The 16,086-nt window shown below is 74.9% G+C and carries 14 protein-coding genes; 8 read left to right on the top strand and 6 right to left on the bottom strand.

The features are described 5' to 3' along the window. The first annotated feature begins 134 nt into the window (after window positions 1–134). The 3 genes from BMW99_RS04480 (at window position 135) to BMW99_RS04470 (ending at window position 3,858) form a co-directional block, all read left to right on the top strand. Window positions 135–1,259, top strand: coding sequence for a CbiQ family ECF transporter T component (locus BMW99_RS04480; protein ID WP_075016279.1), 1,125 nt, complete (start codon window positions 135–137; stop codon window positions 1,257–1,259). Beyond that, a complete protein-coding gene (locus tag BMW99_RS04475; RefSeq protein WP_075016257.1) occupies window positions 1,256–2,872 on the top strand; it encodes an ABC transporter ATP-binding protein in 1,617 nt (538 codons plus the stop codon). The genes BMW99_RS04480 and BMW99_RS04475 overlap by 4 nt, the downstream gene beginning before the upstream one ends. Before the next feature lie 173 nt (window positions 2,873–3,045). Then, window positions 3,046–3,858 carry an ECF transporter S component gene (locus BMW99_RS04470; protein ID WP_075016278.1) on the top strand — a complete coding sequence of 271 codons (813 nt, stop codon included), beginning with the start codon at window positions 3,046–3,048 and terminating at the stop codon, window positions 3,856–3,858. Window positions 3,859–4,057: 199 nt separating this feature from the next. On the opposite strand, the gene BMW99_RS04465 is transcribed toward BMW99_RS04470, so the two are convergent. Continuing rightward, window positions 4,058–6,133 carry an MDR family MFS transporter gene (locus tag BMW99_RS04465; protein WP_069466892.1) on the bottom strand — a complete coding sequence of 692 codons (2,076 nt, stop codon included), beginning with the start codon at window positions 6,131–6,133 and terminating at the stop codon, window positions 4,058–4,060. A 196-nt stretch (window positions 6,134–6,329) separates the two neighbouring features. Between BMW99_RS04465 and BMW99_RS04460 the strand changes: the two genes are divergently transcribed. From BMW99_RS04460 to BMW99_RS04450, 3 genes are all read left to right on the top strand, one after another. Beyond that, on the top strand, window positions 6,330–7,400 hold the full coding sequence (locus BMW99_RS04460; protein ID WP_075016256.1) for a peptidoglycan-binding domain-containing protein: 1,071 nt from the start codon (window positions 6,330–6,332) through the stop codon (window positions 7,398–7,400). Between the two features lie 53 nt (window positions 7,401–7,453). Continuing rightward, window positions 7,454–7,975 (top strand): hypothetical protein, encoded by a 522-nt coding sequence (locus BMW99_RS04455; RefSeq protein ID WP_069463818.1) that lies wholly within the window; start codon window positions 7,454–7,456, stop codon window positions 7,973–7,975. Between the two features lie 242 nt (window positions 7,976–8,217). Further along, window positions 8,218–8,871: an HAD-IA family hydrolase gene (locus BMW99_RS04450; protein ID WP_069463819.1), complete on the top strand. Its 654-nt coding sequence runs from the start codon at window positions 8,218–8,220 to the stop codon at window positions 8,869–8,871. A gap of 4 nt (window positions 8,872–8,875) precedes the next feature. Here BMW99_RS04450 and BMW99_RS04445 read toward each other — a convergent pair whose 3' ends face one another. Beyond that, window positions 8,876–9,457 carry a TMEM165/GDT1 family protein gene (locus BMW99_RS04445; RefSeq protein WP_069463820.1) on the bottom strand — a complete coding sequence of 194 codons (582 nt, stop codon included), beginning with the start codon at window positions 9,455–9,457 and terminating at the stop codon, window positions 8,876–8,878. 219 nt (window positions 9,458–9,676) lie between these two features. Then, window positions 9,677–10,468, bottom strand: a complete 792-nt coding sequence (locus BMW99_RS04440) for an ABC transporter permease (protein WP_069463821.1) — start codon at window positions 10,466–10,468, stop codon at window positions 9,677–9,679. A 353-nt stretch (window positions 10,469–10,821) separates the two neighbouring features. Between BMW99_RS04440 and BMW99_RS04435 the strand changes: the two genes are divergently transcribed. Together BMW99_RS04435 and BMW99_RS04430 are read left to right on the top strand one after the other, a co-directional pair. Beyond that, complete coding sequence (locus BMW99_RS04435; protein WP_069463822.1) at window positions 10,822–11,502, top strand: DedA family protein; 681 nt, start codon at window positions 10,822–10,824, stop codon at window positions 11,500–11,502. A gap of 167 nt (window positions 11,503–11,669) precedes the next feature. Beyond that, window positions 11,670–13,091 (top strand): family 2B encapsulin nanocompartment shell protein, encoded by a 1,422-nt coding sequence (locus tag BMW99_RS04430; protein WP_069463823.1) that lies wholly within the window; start codon window positions 11,670–11,672, stop codon window positions 13,089–13,091. A gap of 98 nt (window positions 13,092–13,189) precedes the next feature. Here BMW99_RS04430 and BMW99_RS04425 read toward each other — a convergent pair whose 3' ends face one another. From BMW99_RS04425 to BMW99_RS04415, 3 genes are all read right to left on the bottom strand, one after another. Further along, window positions 13,190–13,939: a bestrophin-like domain gene (locus tag BMW99_RS04425; protein ID WP_075016255.1), complete on the bottom strand. Its 750-nt coding sequence runs from the start codon at window positions 13,937–13,939 to the stop codon at window positions 13,190–13,192. A 20-nt stretch (window positions 13,940–13,959) separates the two neighbouring features. After that, on the bottom strand, window positions 13,960–14,130 hold the full coding sequence (locus tag BMW99_RS41165) for a hypothetical protein (protein WP_177226052.1): 171 nt from the start codon (window positions 14,128–14,130) through the stop codon (window positions 13,960–13,962). 1,337 nt (window positions 14,131–15,467) lie between these two features. Beyond that, entirely contained in the window at window positions 15,468–16,001 is a 534-nt protein-coding gene (locus tag BMW99_RS04415; RefSeq protein ID WP_069465467.1) for a DinB family protein, read from the bottom strand. Window positions 16,002–16,086: the final 85 nt, after the last annotated feature.

Raw genomic sequence — 16,086 nt, 5'->3', positions numbered from 1 at the left:
CCGTCGCGGGGCCGCGCGGCTCCGTGGACCGGGGCGCGCACGACCCGAACGTCGTCCGGGCCCGCCCGCAGGGCGCCGCCCGGGATTCCGCCGCACAAGAGGAGGCGCCGCGGCGGCAGCCGCTTCGCGGGAGGCTGCGGGCGCCGCGGGCCGGGCGGGCGAACGCGCTGCACGCCGGGGCGTGGTGGGTGTGGGCGCTCGGGATGGCCACCGCGGCCTCGCGGACCACGAACGTCCTGCTGCTCGCCCTCGTCGTGGCCGTCGCCGGCTACGTGGTGGCGGCGCGCCGCACCGACGCGCCGTGGGCCCGCTCGTACGGCGCGTTCCTGCGGCTCGGACTGGTCGTGCTGGTCATCCGCCTCGTGTTCGCGGTGCTGCTCGGCTCGCCGATCCCCGGCACGCACGTGCTGGTGACGCTGCCCGAAGTGCCGCTGCCGCACTGGGCGCAGGGCGTCCGCGTCGGCGGCCGGGTCACCGCGGAGGGCGTGGTGTTCGCGCTGCGCGACGGGATGAAGCTGGCGACGCTGCTGGTCTGCGTCGGTGCGGCCAACGCCCTTGCCAACCCCGCGCGCCTGCTCAAGTCGCTGCCCGGCGCGCTGTACGAGGCGGGCGTCGCCGTCGTCGTCGCGATGACGTTCGCACCTCATCTCGTCGCGGACGTGGCCCGGTTGCGCGCCGCCCGCCGGCTCAGGGGCCGCGAGGACCGCGGCGTGCGGGCCCTGCTGCAGGTCGGACTGCCGGTGCTGGAAGGCGCATTGGAGCGCTCGGTGGCGCTGGCGGCGGCGATGGACTCCCGCGGCTACGGCCGCACCGCACAGGTGCCCGCCGGTGTCCGGCGCGCCACCGCCGCCCTCACCCTCGGCGGCCTGCTCGGCGTGTGCGCCGGCACCTACGCGCTGCTGTCCGCGAGTGGCGGCCGCTACGGCCTGCCCGTGCTGCTGATCGGTCTCGGCGCCGCGGTCGCGGGGCTGCGGCTCGGCGGGCGCCGCTCGGTGCGCACCCGCTACCGCCCGGACCGCTGGGGCGTCCGCGCCTGGCTGGTCGCCGGATCGGGCGCGGCCGTCGCCGCGCTGATGATCGCCGCCACCGGTTACGACCCGGCCGCGCTCGACCCGCCGGCCTACCCGCTGACCGCCCCCGCCCTTCCGCTGCTGCCGGCCGCCGGCCTGCTCCTCGGCCTGCTCCCGGCGTTCGTCGCCCCGGCACCGGCGCCCGCCCCGGCCGCGGCCGCCGGACCCGCGAAGGAGGCCGCACGGTGATCCGCTTCGACGACGTCACGGTGACCTACGAGGGCGCCGCGGAGCCCGCGCTCAGCGGCGTCGGGCTCGACATCCCCGAGGGCGAGTTGTGCCTGGTCGTCGGCCCGTCCGGGGTCGGCAAGTCCACGCTGCTCGGCGCGGTGTCCGGGCTCGTCCCGCACTTCACCGGCGGACTGCTGCACGGCCGGGTCACCGTCGCGGGCCGCGACACCCGCACCCACCGCCCGCGTGAACTCGCCGACGTCGTCGGGACGGTGGGCCAGGACCCGCTGTCCCACTTCGTCACGGACACCGTCGAGGACGAACTCGCCTACGGCATGGAGTCGTTGGGCGTCGCCCCGGACACCATGCGGCGCCGGGTGGAGGAGACCCTGGATCTGCTGGGCCTGGCCGAGCTGCGCGACCGGCCCATCGCCTCGCTGTCCGGCGGGCAGCAGCAGCGGGTCGCGATCGGCTCGGTGCTCACCGTCCACCCGCGGGTGCTGGTGCTCGACGAGCCGACGTCCGCGCTGGACCCCGGCGCCGCCGAGGAGGTGCTGGCGGTGCTGCAGCGCCTGGTGCACGACCTCGGCACCACCGTCCTGATGGCCGAACACCGCCTGGAGCGGGTGGTGCAGTACGCCGACCAGGTCGTGCTGCTGCCCGCACCGGGTGTGCCCCCGGTCGTCGGCACGCCCGCCGAGATGATGGCGGTCTCGCCGGTGCACCCGCCCGTCGTCGGCCTTGGACGCCTCGCCGGCTGGTCGCCGCTGCCGCTCTCGGTGCGCGACGCGCGACGCCGCGCGGGCGCCCTGCGCGACCGGCTGGCGGCCTGCGCGCCGCCGGCGGCCCCGGCCGCCGCGCCCGGGCCCGAACCCCTGGTCCGCACCGAGCGGCTGGCGGTGCGGCGGGGCCGCGCGGAGGTGCTGCGCGGCGTGGACCTGACCGTGCGGGCCGGCGAGACGGTCGCCCTGATGGGCCGCAACGGCGCCGGGAAGTCCACCCTGCTGTCCACGCTCGTCGGGCTGCACGCCCCGTCCGCCGGCACGGTCGAGGCCGGCGGCGCCGTCCCGCACCGCACGCGGCCGGCCGACCTGGTGCGGCGGGTGGGCCTGGTCCCGCAGGAGCCGCGCGACCTGCTGTACGCCGACACCGTCGCCGCGGAGTGCGCGGCCGCGGACCGGGACGCGGGCGCCGAACCCGGCACCTGCCGCGCGCTCGTGGCGGCGGTGCTGCCCGGCGTCCCGGACGGGGCGCATCCGCGCGACCTGTCCGAGGGCCAGCGGCTCGCGCTCGCGCTCGCCGTGGTGCTGACCGCGCGGCCGCCGGTGCTGCTGCTCGACGAGCCGACCCGCGGCCTGGACTACGCCGCCAAGTCCCGCCTGGTGGCGCACCTCCGGGAGCTGGCCGCGGCCGGTCACGCCATCGTGCTGGCCACCCACGACGTGGAACTGGCCGCCGACCTCGCCCACCGCGTGGTGATCCTCGCCGACGGCGAGGTGGTGGCGGACGGGCCCGCGACGGACGTGGTGCTGTCCTCCCCCGCGTTCGCCCCCCAGGTCGCCAAGATCCTCGCCCCCGCCCCCTGGCTCACCGTCGCCCAGGTCGCCCAGGCCCTGGAGCCGGCGTCGTGACCCCCGAGCAGCCGCGCACCGAGGACTGCGCGCCAGGGGAGCCGCGTACCGGCGACACCGCGCCGCCGTCCGGGCAGCGCCCGCGCGGCGCGGCTGAACCGCCCGCCGCCGCCCCGTCCGGCACGTCCACGGCCGCGTCCGGCGGCGAACGGCCCGGGCGGTCCGGGCGGCCGGTGCGGCTCGGAGCGCGGTCGGGAGCGGCGCTCGCGCTCGTCTCGGTGATCGGCGCGGCCGCCTTCTGCTGGCCGCTGCTGGCGGCGCACGGCTCGGCCGTGGCGGCCCACAGCGGGGACGCGCCCTGGCTCTTCGCGCTGCTGCTGCCCCTGCTGGTGGCCGTCGTCATCGCGACGATCGCCGACACCGGCATGGACGCCAAGGCCGTCGCGATGCTCGGGATGCTCGCGGCGGCCGGAGCGGCGCTGCGGCCCCTGGGCGCCGGGACCGCCGGGATCGAGCCGATGTTCTTCCTGATGGTCCTGTCCGGCCGCGTGCTGGGGCCCGGCTTCGGCTTCACGCTGGGCTCCCTGACGATGTTCGCGTCCGCGCTCCTCACCGGGGGCGTCGGCCCGTGGATGCCGTTCCAGATGCTGGCGATGGGCTGGGTGACGATGGGCGCGGGCCTGCTGCCGGGCCCGCACCGGCTGCGCGGGCGGGCCGAACTCGCCCTGCTCGCAGGGTACGGGGCGGTGTCCGCCGTGGCCTACGGCACGGTGATGAACCTCCAGGGCTGGCCGTACATCGGCGGCCTGTCGTCGTCCATCGCGTACGACCCGCACGCCGCGCTCCCCACCAACCTGGCGCGCTTCGCGGCGTACTGCCTGACCACCTCGATGGGCTGGGACCTGCCGCGGGCCGCGCTCACCGCCGTCCTGTCGTTCGCCCTGGGCCCGCCGATCCTGCGCGCCCTGCGCCGCGCGACCCGCCGGGCCGCGTTCGACGCGCCCGTCGCGTTCTCCCCGCCGGGCGGCGGCACCGGCACGTCCTGAGGCCGGACCCCTGTGCGGGGCGGGGCACCGGGACCGGGCGCGCCCTCGGCGCCGGCCCCCGGCACGGGTGTCCCGTCCAGGTGCTCCAGGTGCGGGCCCGCTCGGTCCGTTCGGCCCCTCGAGTCCGTTCGGACCGTTCAGCCCGCTCAGCCCGACCGTCACGGCCGCTCAGCCCTACCCGCCACGGCCGTGCGCCCGTTCAGGCCGCGGCGTGGTCCTCGGCCTCGCTGCCGTCGCGCCTCTTGCGTTTCCGGTGCTCCGGCTGGTCGGAGTCGTCCCCGCACAGCTCGGTGCTCAGGCTGTTGAGCAGCGCGGCCAGTTCGGCGTGCTGGGCCGGCTCGTAGTCGCCGAGCAGTTCGGCGAGGACCGTGCGGCGGGCCTGCGTCAGCCGCAGCGCGAGCGCCTGGCCGGACTCGGTGAGCGCGAGCGGGTTGCCGGACCGTCTCGCGAAGCCCCGGACCTCCGCCTCGACCGCGGCCTTCTCGATCACCGCGGAGGGCACGGTGGTGCGGCGGGCCAGCTCCACCGGATCGTCCTCGCCGTCCCGGGCGAGCTTGAGCACCAGCCAGCCGGTGGCCGGATGGATGTCCTCGCCGGACAGCTTGGTGATCCGGACGTAGAGGTCGCGGCGCGCCTCCCGGCTGCCCAGCAGCGACAGGCAGCGGGCGATCTCGTCCAGCGAGGAGCGCTCGACCGGGTTGGTGCCGACGGTCTCGGACGCGTCGGGCACGGTGACCGTGCCCCGCAGCGGCTGCTCGCGCAGGAACCAGGCGACGACGAAGGCGACGAGCGCGATCGGCACCGCCCACAGGAACACCGTGGTGATCGACTCCGAGTAGGCGTGCACCACAGGCCCCTTGATCACCGCGGGCAGGTGCGCGACGGCCGTGGGATCGCCCTGCAGCTGCGACGGCGCGAACCCCGGTGGCAGCGGCACCCCGCGCAGCGCCGACGTGAGCTTGTGCTGCAGCTGGTTGGCGAAGACCGTGCCGAACACCGACACCCCGAAGGAGGCGCCGATGGAACGGAAGAACGTCGCGCCGGACGTGGCGGCGCCCAGGTCCTGGTAGCCGACGGAGTTCTGCACGGCCAGCACCAGCACCTGCATGACCAGGCCGAGGCCGAGGCCGAACACCAGGAAGTACAGGCTCATCACCCACGTCGCGGTGTGCTCGTCGAGCTGGTGCAGCAGCAGCAGCCCGACGGCGGTGATGCCCGTGCCGAGGATCGGGAAGATCTTGTAGTGGCCGGTGCGGCTGACGATCTGGCCGGACCCGGTGGACGACACCAGCATGCCGATCACCAGCGGGATCATGTGCACCCCGGACAGTGTCGGCGAGTAGCCGTGGACCACCTGCAGGAACGTCGGCAGGTAGGTCAGCGCCCCGAACATCGCGAAGCCGACGACGAACGAGATCACCGAGCAGAGCACGAACGTCCGGTTGCGGAACAGCGACGGCGGCAGCACCGGTTCCTGCGCCCGCCGTTCGATCACGACGAACAGGCCGACGAGCAGCACCCCCGCCGCGGCCAGCGCGATGATGCCGGGCGAGCCCCACGCCAAGGTGGTGCCGCCGAGCGAGGTGACCAGCACCAGGCAGGTCGCCGCGGCGGCGACGACGATCATGCCGAGGTAGTCGATGCGGTGCTCGGTGCGCCGCGCCGGGATGTGCAGCACCGCGGCGATCACCGCGAGCGCGACGACGCCGATCGGCAGGTTGATGTAGAAGACCCAGCGCCACGACAGCTGCTCGGTGAACACCCCGCCGAGCAGCGGCCCGAGCACGCTGCTGGCGCCGAACACCGCACCGAACACGCCCTGGTAGCGGCCGCGGTCGCGGGGCGGCACGATGTCGCCGACGATCGCCATGGACAGCACGATCAACCCGCCGCCGCCCAGGCCCTGCAGGGCGCGGAAGGCGATCAACTCGCTCATGTTCTGCGCCACTCCGCACAGGGCGGAGCCGATCAGGAAGATGACGATGACCGTCTGGTAGAGCCGTTTCCGGCCGTACATGTCGCCGAGCTTGCCCCACAGCGGGGTGGCCGCGGTGGAGGCCAGCAGGTAGGCGGTGACCACCCACGACAGGTGGTCGATGCCGCCGAGGTCGCCGACGATCGTGGGCAGCGCGGTGGACACGATCGTCTGGTCGAGCGCGGCGAGGAGCAGGCCCATCGCGAGCGCGCTGATCGCGATGCGCACCGACCGCTTGTCCTGGTGCCCTCCGGGTGCGGCCGCCGCAGGGGCGGCCGCGGCACTGGTGTCCTGGGCCATGGAACGGCTCCTCCCGCCTTCCCCCGACGGTCAGCTCGGTCCGGTGTCGACAATCGACTCTCCATGTTCCACCGTTTGTCACGTTTTGGCCTGCGATGGCACCCCCGCGGTGTGGGGGTGCTGCTGCGCGCCGCATGCGGAATCGGCATAATCACCCTGATCCGACGAACACGTGGTCGACGCCGGGAGGGGACCAGTGGCGCCGCAGCACCCGGACGAGGCGAACGCGCCGTCCCACGAGCCCGAACAGGGCCCTGACACCGCCTTCGAGGGCACCGTCCTCCTCGGCACGGTGGTACCGAAGGACCTCGAGGACGGCGAGCACCGCGCCGTGGAGCGCTCCGCGCAGCGTGCGGCGGCGCTGGCCGCGACCGAGGGCTTCCACCCCCTGCGACTGCGGCCCTACGTGCCGCAGCCGGGCAGCGAGACCGGCGAGAGCACCGTGCGGCGGATCCACGACGCGCAGGAAGCCGGTGCCCCCGACTCCGCCGACCTCGGGCTGTTCGCCGAGACGTACGACGGCTACGAGTACCCGGACGAGGACGAGCTGGCGCTGGAGGCGCTGGACGCGGAGCGGTCCGAGGCGGCCGCCGCGGCCGCCGCCCGCCGCGGACGGCACCGCAGGCGCAGGCGCGGCATCGTCGTCGCCGCCGCGGCCGTCGCCGCCTCGGCACTCGCGGCCGGCGCGGTCGCCGTCACCGGCCAGGTCATGAGCGACGAGCAGGGCGCGGGCGGCCAGGCGCTGCCCGACCTCACGTCCTCGTCCGTCCCCGACGTCACGCTGCCGACGGACGCCGCGCCGGCCACCGCGAAGGGCGCCGCGCCCGTCACCCAGGAGACGGCCCGGGCCAGGACCCCCGTCCAGCCCGCGGCCTCCTCGCCGGCCCCGGCCTCCCCCACCCCGACCGCCACCACGGCGACGCCCACGGCCGGCATTCCGAGCAGCGCGGGCACGCCGTCCGGCACCCCGTCCGCGCCCGCCTCCGGCACGCCCACGCCGACCGGGCAGCCCGCCGGCCAGGCGGCCACCCCGCAGACCCTGCGACTGGGCGACTCCGGCCCGGCCGTCGAGGACCTGCAGCGGCGGCTCGCCGAGGTGTGGGTGTACCACGGCGCCATCGACGGCGTCTTCGACAAGCAGGTCCAGCACGCCGTCGAGACCTTCCAGGTCTGGTACTGGGTGAGCGACGCGCCGGACGGCAGCCACGACGGCGTCTACGGCCCCAACACCCGGGCCGCGCTGGAACGGCAGACCTCGGGGCTCTGAGCACCACGAAACGGTTCGGCGTCGACGACTTCCAGCTCGTCCTGCTCCGGCGGATGGCCGATCACCGGCCGGAGCTGGTCGACGACGCGCTGCGCGCGCTGGGCGCCACGCACACGGAACTGCGCGAGGCGCACAAGCGGTGGCAGGCGCGGCTGCACTCGAGGAGCTTCCCCGGCGGGGAGATGCGCTATCTGACCACTCTCGGGCGCCCCGAGTCCCAGGCGCGGCGGCAGGTCGGCGACCTCGCGTGCAAGGCCGTGCTGTGGCCGCTGCCGCTGTGGCCGACGCTGCGGTTCGAGATCCTCGTGGCCCCCGGGGGCGCCGTCTGGAACGAGTGGCTCGTCCGGGAGCCGGGGAACCCGGGGCCGGACCTCGCAGCCCTTCCCTCTGTCGCGGAGCTGCCCCCGTGGGGATGCACCGTCGAGGAGGTGCTGCGCGGCTTCACCTCGGCCGTGCCGCTCGTCGCGGACGCGCCGTCCCGGGCCCGGGTCGGCGTCACCGACCCGCGCAGCGGCGACGCCTTCACCGTCCACTTCACGTGGGGCCTCTGCCAGTTCGTCGCCCCCCGGCCCTAGGGTCTGCCGGACGCCTCCCGGCGGGCCCCGTCCGCCGTCACGCGGCCCCGTACGGCCTCTGCGGACGGGAAACTCCCGCCGGCCGTACGGCGTCGCGTGCCCGGCGACCGGGCGAACAAGGGCCGCTGCACGGGGGTCGGGCTGGCATATGGCGCCCGTATTTTGTACCGTGGGGAAACAAAGTGGTCCCGCCCGCTTCCCTGACCGGCGGGCGGGGCCACTCCACCTGACAAGGGAGCACCATGCCCGTCCGCCTGCACGCCCGCGCCCTCCTGCTGGACATGGACGGGACGCTGGTCAACAGCGACGCCGTCGTCGAGCGGTGCTGGCGCCGGTGGGCGGAGCGCAACGGGCTGGAGCCGGAGTCCGTGCTGCGGGTCGTGCACGGCAGGCAGGGCCACGCCACGATGGCGGCGCTCCTCCCGGACCGCCCGATGGACGTGAACCTCGCGGACAACGCGGTGATGCTCGCCGAGGAGACCGCGGACACCGAGGGCGTCGTGCCCGTCGCGGGCGCGCCCGCGTTCCTGGCCGCGCTCGCCGACTGGCCGCACGCCCTGGTGACGTCGGCGAGCGAGGAACTGGCCCGGACCCGGATGACCGCCTCGGCTCTGCCGCTCCCGCCCGTGCTGGTGACCGCCGAGCGGGTCAGCGCGAGCAAGCCGGACCCGGAGGGCTTCCTGAAGGGCGCGGCGGAGCTGGGCTTCGCCCCCGAGGACTGCCTGGTGTTCGAGGACGCCGAGGTCGGCATCGCGGCCGCGAAGGCCGCCGGGATGCGCGTGGTCGGCGTCGGCCCGCGCGCCGCCGCGCACACGCCGACCGCCCATGTCGCCTCGCTGGAGGCGGTACGCGTCGAGGCCGCCCCGGAGGGCGGCCTCGTCGTCACGGTCGGCTGAAGCGTCAGCCGGCGACGGCCTCGTAGATGCTGAAACCGGCCAGCACCACCATCACGCCCGCGGCGATCCTGGTGATCAGCCGCAGCGGCACCCGCTTCATCAGCATCTGCCCGCCGAAGATGCCCAGCGCGCCGACCGCCCACAGGGCGAGCACCGCGCCGATGGCCACCGACACCGGGTCGCTGTAGCGGGCGGCGAGGTTCGCGGTCATGATCTGCGTGAGGTCGCCGAACTCCGCGACGAGGATGAGCATGAAGCCCGCCCCGGAGACCTTCCAGAAGCTCTGGTCGGCGGGCGCCTTCACCTCTTCCTCGTCGTCTCCCTTGGAGAACAGCAGCACCGCCGCGCCGCCCAGGAAGAGCAGGCCCACCACGAGCTGCACCCAGCGGTGCGGGAGAAGGGTCAGCAGGCTGCCGGCGGCGATCGCCAGGGCGACGTGCACGGCGAAGGCCGCGGCGACGCCCACGAAGACGTAGGACGCGCGGTAGCGCGTGCCCAGCATCAGCGAGGCGAGCGCGGTCTTGTCGGGCAGCTCGGCAAGGAAGATCACGCCGAAGACGACGGCGATGACGGAAAGACTGAGCACGGAGGCGGGTCCTCGTTCGGTCGGGCCGCCGCACCGGAGAACCTCGCGTTTCGGGGTCGCTTCGGCACGGCAGCGTGAACACTGCGGCCGAAGGTCTCGCTGGCGGGCACAGGTCCTGTGCCGCCTCCGGGCGCCGGCCGGGCGCGTCCGCGAGGCGGACGGTCCTGGCAGTGTGTCGACGTTCCGGCGAAGAGCTACTCCCCTTCTGCTGGCCCCAGTCTACGGCACGGCCGCGCCGGGCACGGCGCGGGTGATCACCCCGCGGGCGACGAGCTCGAGGGTGACGGCCACCGAGAGGGCCTGCACGGCCAGCAGCGCGATCAGCACGAACAGCTGCACGGCGCCCGCGGTGACGGGGCTCGCGCCGCCCAGCAGCACGCCGACGAACGCCCCCGGCAGCGTGACCAGGCCCACCGTCCTGGTCTGGTCGAGGCCGGGGACGAGGGCACCGGAGGCGGCGGGCCTGGCGATCTCCATGCGGGCCTCCCGGTCCGTGAAACCCAGGGCCATCGCCGCCTCCACCTCGCCCGCCCGCAGCGACAGCTCCTCCAGGGCCCGGCGCCCGCCGAGCACCGTCGCGGTGAGGCCGCCGCCGATGAGGATGCCGGCGACCGGGATCAGCGCGATGCCGTTGAGCGGCAGCAGGCCGGTCAGCAGGAGCAGCACGACGACGGGCAGGGCGCCGGCGCCGACCGGCACGGCCGCCCAGCGCCACGTGGCGTTCTTGGTGATGCGGCGGCCCGCGGTCCACGACGCGACGCCGTACATGAGGGCGACGAAGGCCAGCAGCGCGGCCTGGTGCTTGACGACCCAGCCGATGAGCGTCGAGACGACGGCCAGCTGCACCGCGGCGCGCACGCCGGCGTACACGATGCTCCGCGAGTACCGCTCGTTCTCGTCCGCGAGCCTGGCGTACGCCGCCACCCCGGCCGCCGCGATCAGCAGCACCACCAGCACGACGGCGAGGGTGCGGTCGACCGGCAGCAGCGACGACGACGCGGAGAGCGACACTCCCCTCGAGGGGACCGGAAGGGGTGGCGGGGACGCGGTGGTCACGGCGTCACTCTAGGTCCTGGGCCCGAGGCGGAACCCCGCCCCGATCGCCCTACCGCACCGGAGGCCGATGTATTCCCGCCGTGATGACGCCGTGATGGTGGAGTACGTCACGTGGGCCCGAGGGAACCGGAGGGCGGTACTGGCGTACGCTGTACGGCTGACGGTGGATGAAGATCCGTTACGCACCGGCACCACGCAGGTACGTCACGCGACCGCTCCACCCACCACCGCCGCGCAGACTCGCAGGACCAGGACACCCACGACCAGGACGCGACCCGGGCCGGTACCGGAGAGGACGAGGAGGCGAAGTGCTGCAAGGCATGGGCTCGCTCTTCGACTGGCCGTGGATCTACGCGGTCGTGTCCCTCTCGGTCCTGCTCGACGTCTTCCTTCCCGTACTGCCCAGCGGCGTTCTCGTGATCAGCGCGGCGACCGCCGGCTCCTCCGGCGCCGGCGACGGCGCCGTGGACATCCTGGCGCTCCTCGCCTGCGCCGCCACCGCCTCCTGCCTCGGCGACCTGCTGGCCTACCGGCTGGCCTTCCGCGGCGGCGACTGGTACCACCGGCGGCTGGCCGGCTCGCGACGGCTCGCGACGGCGCACGAGCGGCTGGGCCAGGTGCTCACCGGGGGCGGCGGCGCCCTCGTGGTGCTGGCCCGCTTCGCGCCGGCCGGGCGCAGCGTGGTGAGCCTGGGCGCGGGCGCGGCCCGGCGCCGCCCCAAGGAGTTCCTGCCCTGGTCGGCGCTGGCCGGCCTGTGCTGGGCGACGTACAGCGTGGGCCTGGGCTGGATCGGCGGCAAGTGGCTCGGGGCGAGCTGGTTCGGCACCGCGATGTCCTTCGGCGCACTCGTGGGCGCCGGCGCGTTCGCGGCCTACGTCTTCCGCCGCGAGCGCCGACTCGCCGTGGCGGCGGCCTACGCGGCGGTGGAGCTGGCGCTCCCCGCGCAGGGCGCGCAGCCCGACCGCGGCGCGGTCGTCGAAGCTCTCTGACCTGCACCCGCCGTCCTCCCGCGCCGCTCGCCGGCTCCGCGCACGTTCCCCTGGCACCGGTCGACCCGGAAGTGCGGGAAGTATTCTCACTCGATCCGGCAATAGCAACCACCCTGCGTCACGGAAACAATCAGGGCCGTATCACCCCCTTACGGGAAGGACAGCCCATGTCGGTTGATGCGGCCCAGGACACCGCACACGGCACTCCGGACGACGCCCAGCCGCGGACCAGCCTGGACACGGCGGCCGCGCGGAACCTGGCGACGACCACCAAGTCCGCTCCGCAGATGCAGGGCATCTCGTCCCGCTGGCTGCTGAAAGTACTGCCCTGGGTACAGGTCAGCGCCGGCACCTACCGGGTCAACCGGCGGCTCAGCTACGCCGTCGGCGACGGCCGGGTGACCTTCGTGAAGACGGGCTCGGAGGTGCGGGTCATCCCGCAGGAGCTCGGCGAGATCGCCGCGCTGCGCACGTTCGGCGACGAGGGCGCGCTGACCGCCCTCGCCGACCGCTTCGTCCAGCGCGAGTACGGCCCGGGCGAGGTCATCGCCACCGTCGGCGAACCGGCCGACACGGTCTACCTCGTCGCCCACGGCAAGATCGAGAAGCTCGGCGAGGGATCGTACGGCGAGCAGACCCGGCTCGGCGTCGTCGCCGACGGCGACCACTTCGGCGAGCAGGCACTCCTGGGCGACGACAGCACCTGGCAGTTCACCGCGAAGGCGGCGACCGCCACCACGGTGCTGGCACTGCCGCGCACCGCGCTCACGTCGCTGCTCGGGGTGTCGGACCCGCTGCGGGAGCACCTGGAGGCGTTCCGGTCGCTGCCCCGGCAGCGGTCCAACCGGAAGGGCGAGGCGGACATCGAGCTCGCCTCCGGCCACAAGGGCGAGGCGTCGCTGCCGGCCACGTACGTCGACTACGAGGTCCGGCCGCGCGAGTACGAACTGAGCGTCGCCCAGACCGTGCTGCGCGTGCACAGCAGGGTGGCCGACCTCTACAACGAGCCGATGAACCAGACCGAGGAGCAACTCAAGCTCACCGTCGAGGCGTTGCGCGAGCGCCAGGAGCACGAGCTGATCAACAACCTGGAGTTCGGGCTGCTCCACAACGCGGACTACGAGCAGCGGATCCAGCCGCACGCGGGCCCGCCGCTCCCGGACGACCTGGACGAGCTGATCAGCCGCCGCCGCGGCACCCGCTACCTGCTCGCGAACCCCAAGACCATCGCGGCCATCGGCCGCGAGTGGAGCCGGGCGGGCCTGTACCCCGACCCGGCCGAGGTGCACGGGTCCCTCGTCCCGGCCTGGCGGGGCGTCCCGATCCTCAGCTGCAACAAGATCCCGGTCAGTCCGGAGCGCACCAGCTCGATCATCGCCCTGCGTACCGGCGAGGACAACCAGGGCGTGATCGGCCTCAACCAGACCGGCCTGCCCGACGAGTACGAGCCGGGCCTCAACGTGCGCTTCATGGGCATCGACGAGAAGGCCGTCATCAGCTACCTGGTCAGCACCTACTTCTCCGCGGCCGTCCTGGTCCCCGACGCGCTGGGCGTGCTGGAGAACGTGAACGTGTCCAACTGGCGGTAGCCCGCGGGCAGACAGCATGAGGCGGCCCCCCTGCCGTTCGCCCGGCAGGGGGGCCGCCTCACGCCGTTCTCAGGGCCGCGCCACGGCGCGGCCGGGCCTCACAGCAGGTCGCGGAAGGCGTCCGCGGACACCGCCAGGCCGCTGCCGAACGGCGCGTCCAGGTCCCAGATGAGGAACAGCAGGAACGCGATGAGGGCGCTGAACAGTCCGGCGAGCAGCAACTCCCGCGGGGACCTGCGGATCTGCAGGGTGAAGATCAGCCCCACGGTCACCAGCCCGCCGGTGATGAGGCCGAACCACACGATCCCCGGCATGGTCGCGCCCGCGCTCTGCCCGCGCGCGACGCGCGCCTGGTCGGCGGCGGCCACCTCGTCGACCACCGGCTGGTACGCCTGCGCGGCCAGGTCCGACGTGGGATCGAACCGCGTGACGTCGGTGCGCACCTGGTCGAGCAGCGCGGTGCCCCGCGCCGACAGCGAGCCGTGGTCGCGCATGTACGGCCACTCCTTGGCGGAGACGAACCGGGCGTAGGCGTCGACGTCCGCGCGCACCCGGTCCCGCACGTCCGGCGGGTACACCTGCACCCGCGCCTTCACCTCGTGCAGCGCCTGGGCCTCGGCCTGCACGTTCGCCTGCGCGCTCCCCATGCCCTCCCACACGCCGGCGATCGCCAGCCCGAGAACGATGGCGTACACCACGCCGATCATCATGACCATGTACTCGATGACGTCCGGTGTCTCCGACGGATCGTCGTCGTCGCCGATCCTGCGCTGCCGCAGGACGACGACGCTGAGCACGACGGCGCACACCGCCACCATCGCGATCAGCAGAACAAGCCACTGCGTCATTGCCAACTCCCCCTCATGGGTCAGCGGTTCCTTCGGTACGACCCGGAGCCCGGCCGCAGGACGGCCACGGCGAGCAGCGCCGGCACGGCGGTCAGCAGCATCGTGGTCATCAGCGGCCGCTGGTGCGGCCGCGGAACGGTCGCGGGAGTGGGCCGGCGGACCGGCCACTTCACGGCCGCCGGGACGGGCACGGGTGTCGGGGTGACGGTCGGCGCCGGGCGCGGGCTCGGCGCGGGCCGAGGCGGCGGCGGGGCGGGCGGCACGGGGACGGGCGCCGGAGCGACGGTCGGCTTCGGCGCCGGCCGGGGTGTCGGGGTGGGTGCCGGAGTCGGCTTGGGCACGGGCGACGGGGTCGGCGTCGGCCGCGGACTCGCGGAGGGCGGCGGAGGGACCGGCACGTGCGGAGGCGGCGGGCAGTGGTGCGGCCGGTGGTGGCAGGGCCACCACCAGTCCCCGCTCCAGTCGCCGCCCCAGTCGCCGCTCCAGCCCCTGTTCCCGTCGCCGGTCCAGTCCCCGTTCCCGTCCTCGCCCCACGGCCATCCGCACAGCCAGTGCGGGCCGGGCCGGCCCCCGGGGTCGTGACCGTGGTGATGGCCGCGGTCGTGGCCGGGAGGGTGCCCGGGGTCATGGCCGGGGTCACGGCCCGGCGGGGTCCCGGAGCCGTGGCCGGGGGGCTGCCCGTGACCGTGCCCGGGAAGATGCCCCGGGTTCTGGCCGTGCCCCGAGCCCTGGCCGTCGCCCGAGCCCTGGCCGTCGCCCGGGCTCTCGCCCTGACCCGAGCCGGGGCCGGTCCCCGGATCGTGAGGGCCGGGGGCGTGGTTCGGGCCCGGATTGGGGCCCGGGTTCGAGCCCGGCTCGGGGCTCGGCTTGGGGCCCGGGTTCGAGCCCGGCTCGGGGCTCGGCTTGGGGCTCGGGTTCCTGCCGGGGTCGTGCGTCCGGCCCGGGGACGTGCCCGGCGCGGGACTCCCCTGGCCCTGGCCCTCGTTCTTGACCGAACCGTCGCCGCCCTGGCCCGACGGCTGCCCGGAACCGTGGACGCTCCGGCCCGGGTCCTTGCCACTGCTGCGGCCCCGGCCCGGCGGCCTGGCCGGGGCGGGATCCTGCTCCTTTCCAGGGTCGTGGCCCCGGCCCTGGTCGTTCCCGGGGCCGGGGCCGGAGTCGGCATCGGGGTCCGGGGCGTGCCGGTGGCCGGACCCGGCGTGGGCGGCACGGTCGCCGTGCCCCCCGCCGGAGTCGGCCGCGGCCGGAGCCCCGAGCCCCCAACTTCCCGTCGCGAATATGACGAAGATCAGCGCTGCCCATAAGGGCACGCGCTTCCCCCACGAAGTGCTCACCGGATCATGGTCCGGAGCCCCCGGAGCGACGCGCCCGGACCGGACGACCCGTTACCCCTATTGGGGGATTCGTACGCTAAACACCGGTTGCCGCAAGGTCGTTGCCGCCCGCGCCGAGCGCACCACCACCGCGTTCTTCGCGCCCCGCACGCCCCTCACGCCCTCCTGGGCCTGCCCCGCGGCGGCCCCCCTGGCTACTCGCCCGTCACGCCGTCGATCAGTTCCCGGGCGACGTCGAGCTGCCCGACGTGGCGGGCGTACTCCTGGAGCAGGTGGAAGAGGATGCGGCCGAGGGAGGGCGCCTGGTCGGCCGTCGGGAAGCGGCCGCCGACGCGGGCCCGCTCGTCCAGCCCGGCCGCGGCCACCAGGGAATCCGTCGCGGCCACCTCCGCGCGGTAGGCGGCCATGACCTCCTCCGTGGCGCGTCCGGCGGGGACTTCCCACTCCTCCGCGTCCCCGCCGGGCGGGTACGCGACCACGTCCTCGGCCGCGAACCCCCAGCGCATCCAGCGGCGTTCCACCCAGCCCAGGTGCTGGACCAGGCCGAGCGGCGACCAGCCCAGCGGGTCGACCGGCGCGCGGAGCCGCTCGTCGCCGAGCCCGTCGATCTTGCGCATCAGCGCCTCGCGGTACCAGTCGAGATAGCCGAGCAGGAGCAGGCGCGGGTCGGAGACGCCGGTGCCGGGGCCGTCGAGGGGCGCGGGAACGGGACCAGGAGGCTGCGGCATGGCACGACCGTACGCCGCACCTACGCCGGGGCGGCGCGGGCGTCCGAGCCGCGCCGACCGCGCTTCCCCCCGGAACGGGAGTCCC

The sequence above is a fragment of the Actinacidiphila rubida genome (genome assembly GCF_900110255.1).
Classification (GTDB): domain Bacteria; phylum Actinomycetota; class Actinomycetes; order Streptomycetales; family Streptomycetaceae; genus Actinacidiphila; species Actinacidiphila rubida.
The sequence above is the reverse complement of the archived record's forward strand: the minus strand, read 5'-3'. Positions and strand labels throughout refer to the sequence as shown.

Excerpts from the sequence above, each read along its gene's own strand:
- BMW99_RS04465 (WP_069466892.1), bottom strand. The coding sequence starts at position 6,133 with ATGGCCCAGGACACCAGTGCCGCGGCCGCCCCTGCGGCGGCCGCACCC.
- BMW99_RS04455 (WP_069463818.1), top strand. The coding sequence starts at position 7,454 with ATGGCCGATCACCGGCCGGAGCTGGTCGACGACGCGCTGCGCGCGCTG.
- BMW99_RS04450 (WP_069463819.1), top strand. The coding sequence starts at position 8,218 with ATGCCCGTCCGCCTGCACGCCCGCGCCCTCCTGCTGGACATGGACGGG.
- BMW99_RS04430 (WP_069463823.1), top strand. The coding sequence starts at position 11,670 with ATGTCGGTTGATGCGGCCCAGGACACCGCACACGGCACTCCGGACGAC.
- BMW99_RS04425 (WP_075016255.1), bottom strand. The coding sequence starts at position 13,939 with ATGACGCAGTGGCTTGTTCTGCTGATCGCGATGGTGGCGGTGTGCGCC.
- BMW99_RS04415 (WP_069465467.1), bottom strand. The coding sequence starts at position 16,001 with ATGCCGCAGCCTCCTGGTCCCGTTCCCGCGCCCCTCGACGGCCCCGGC.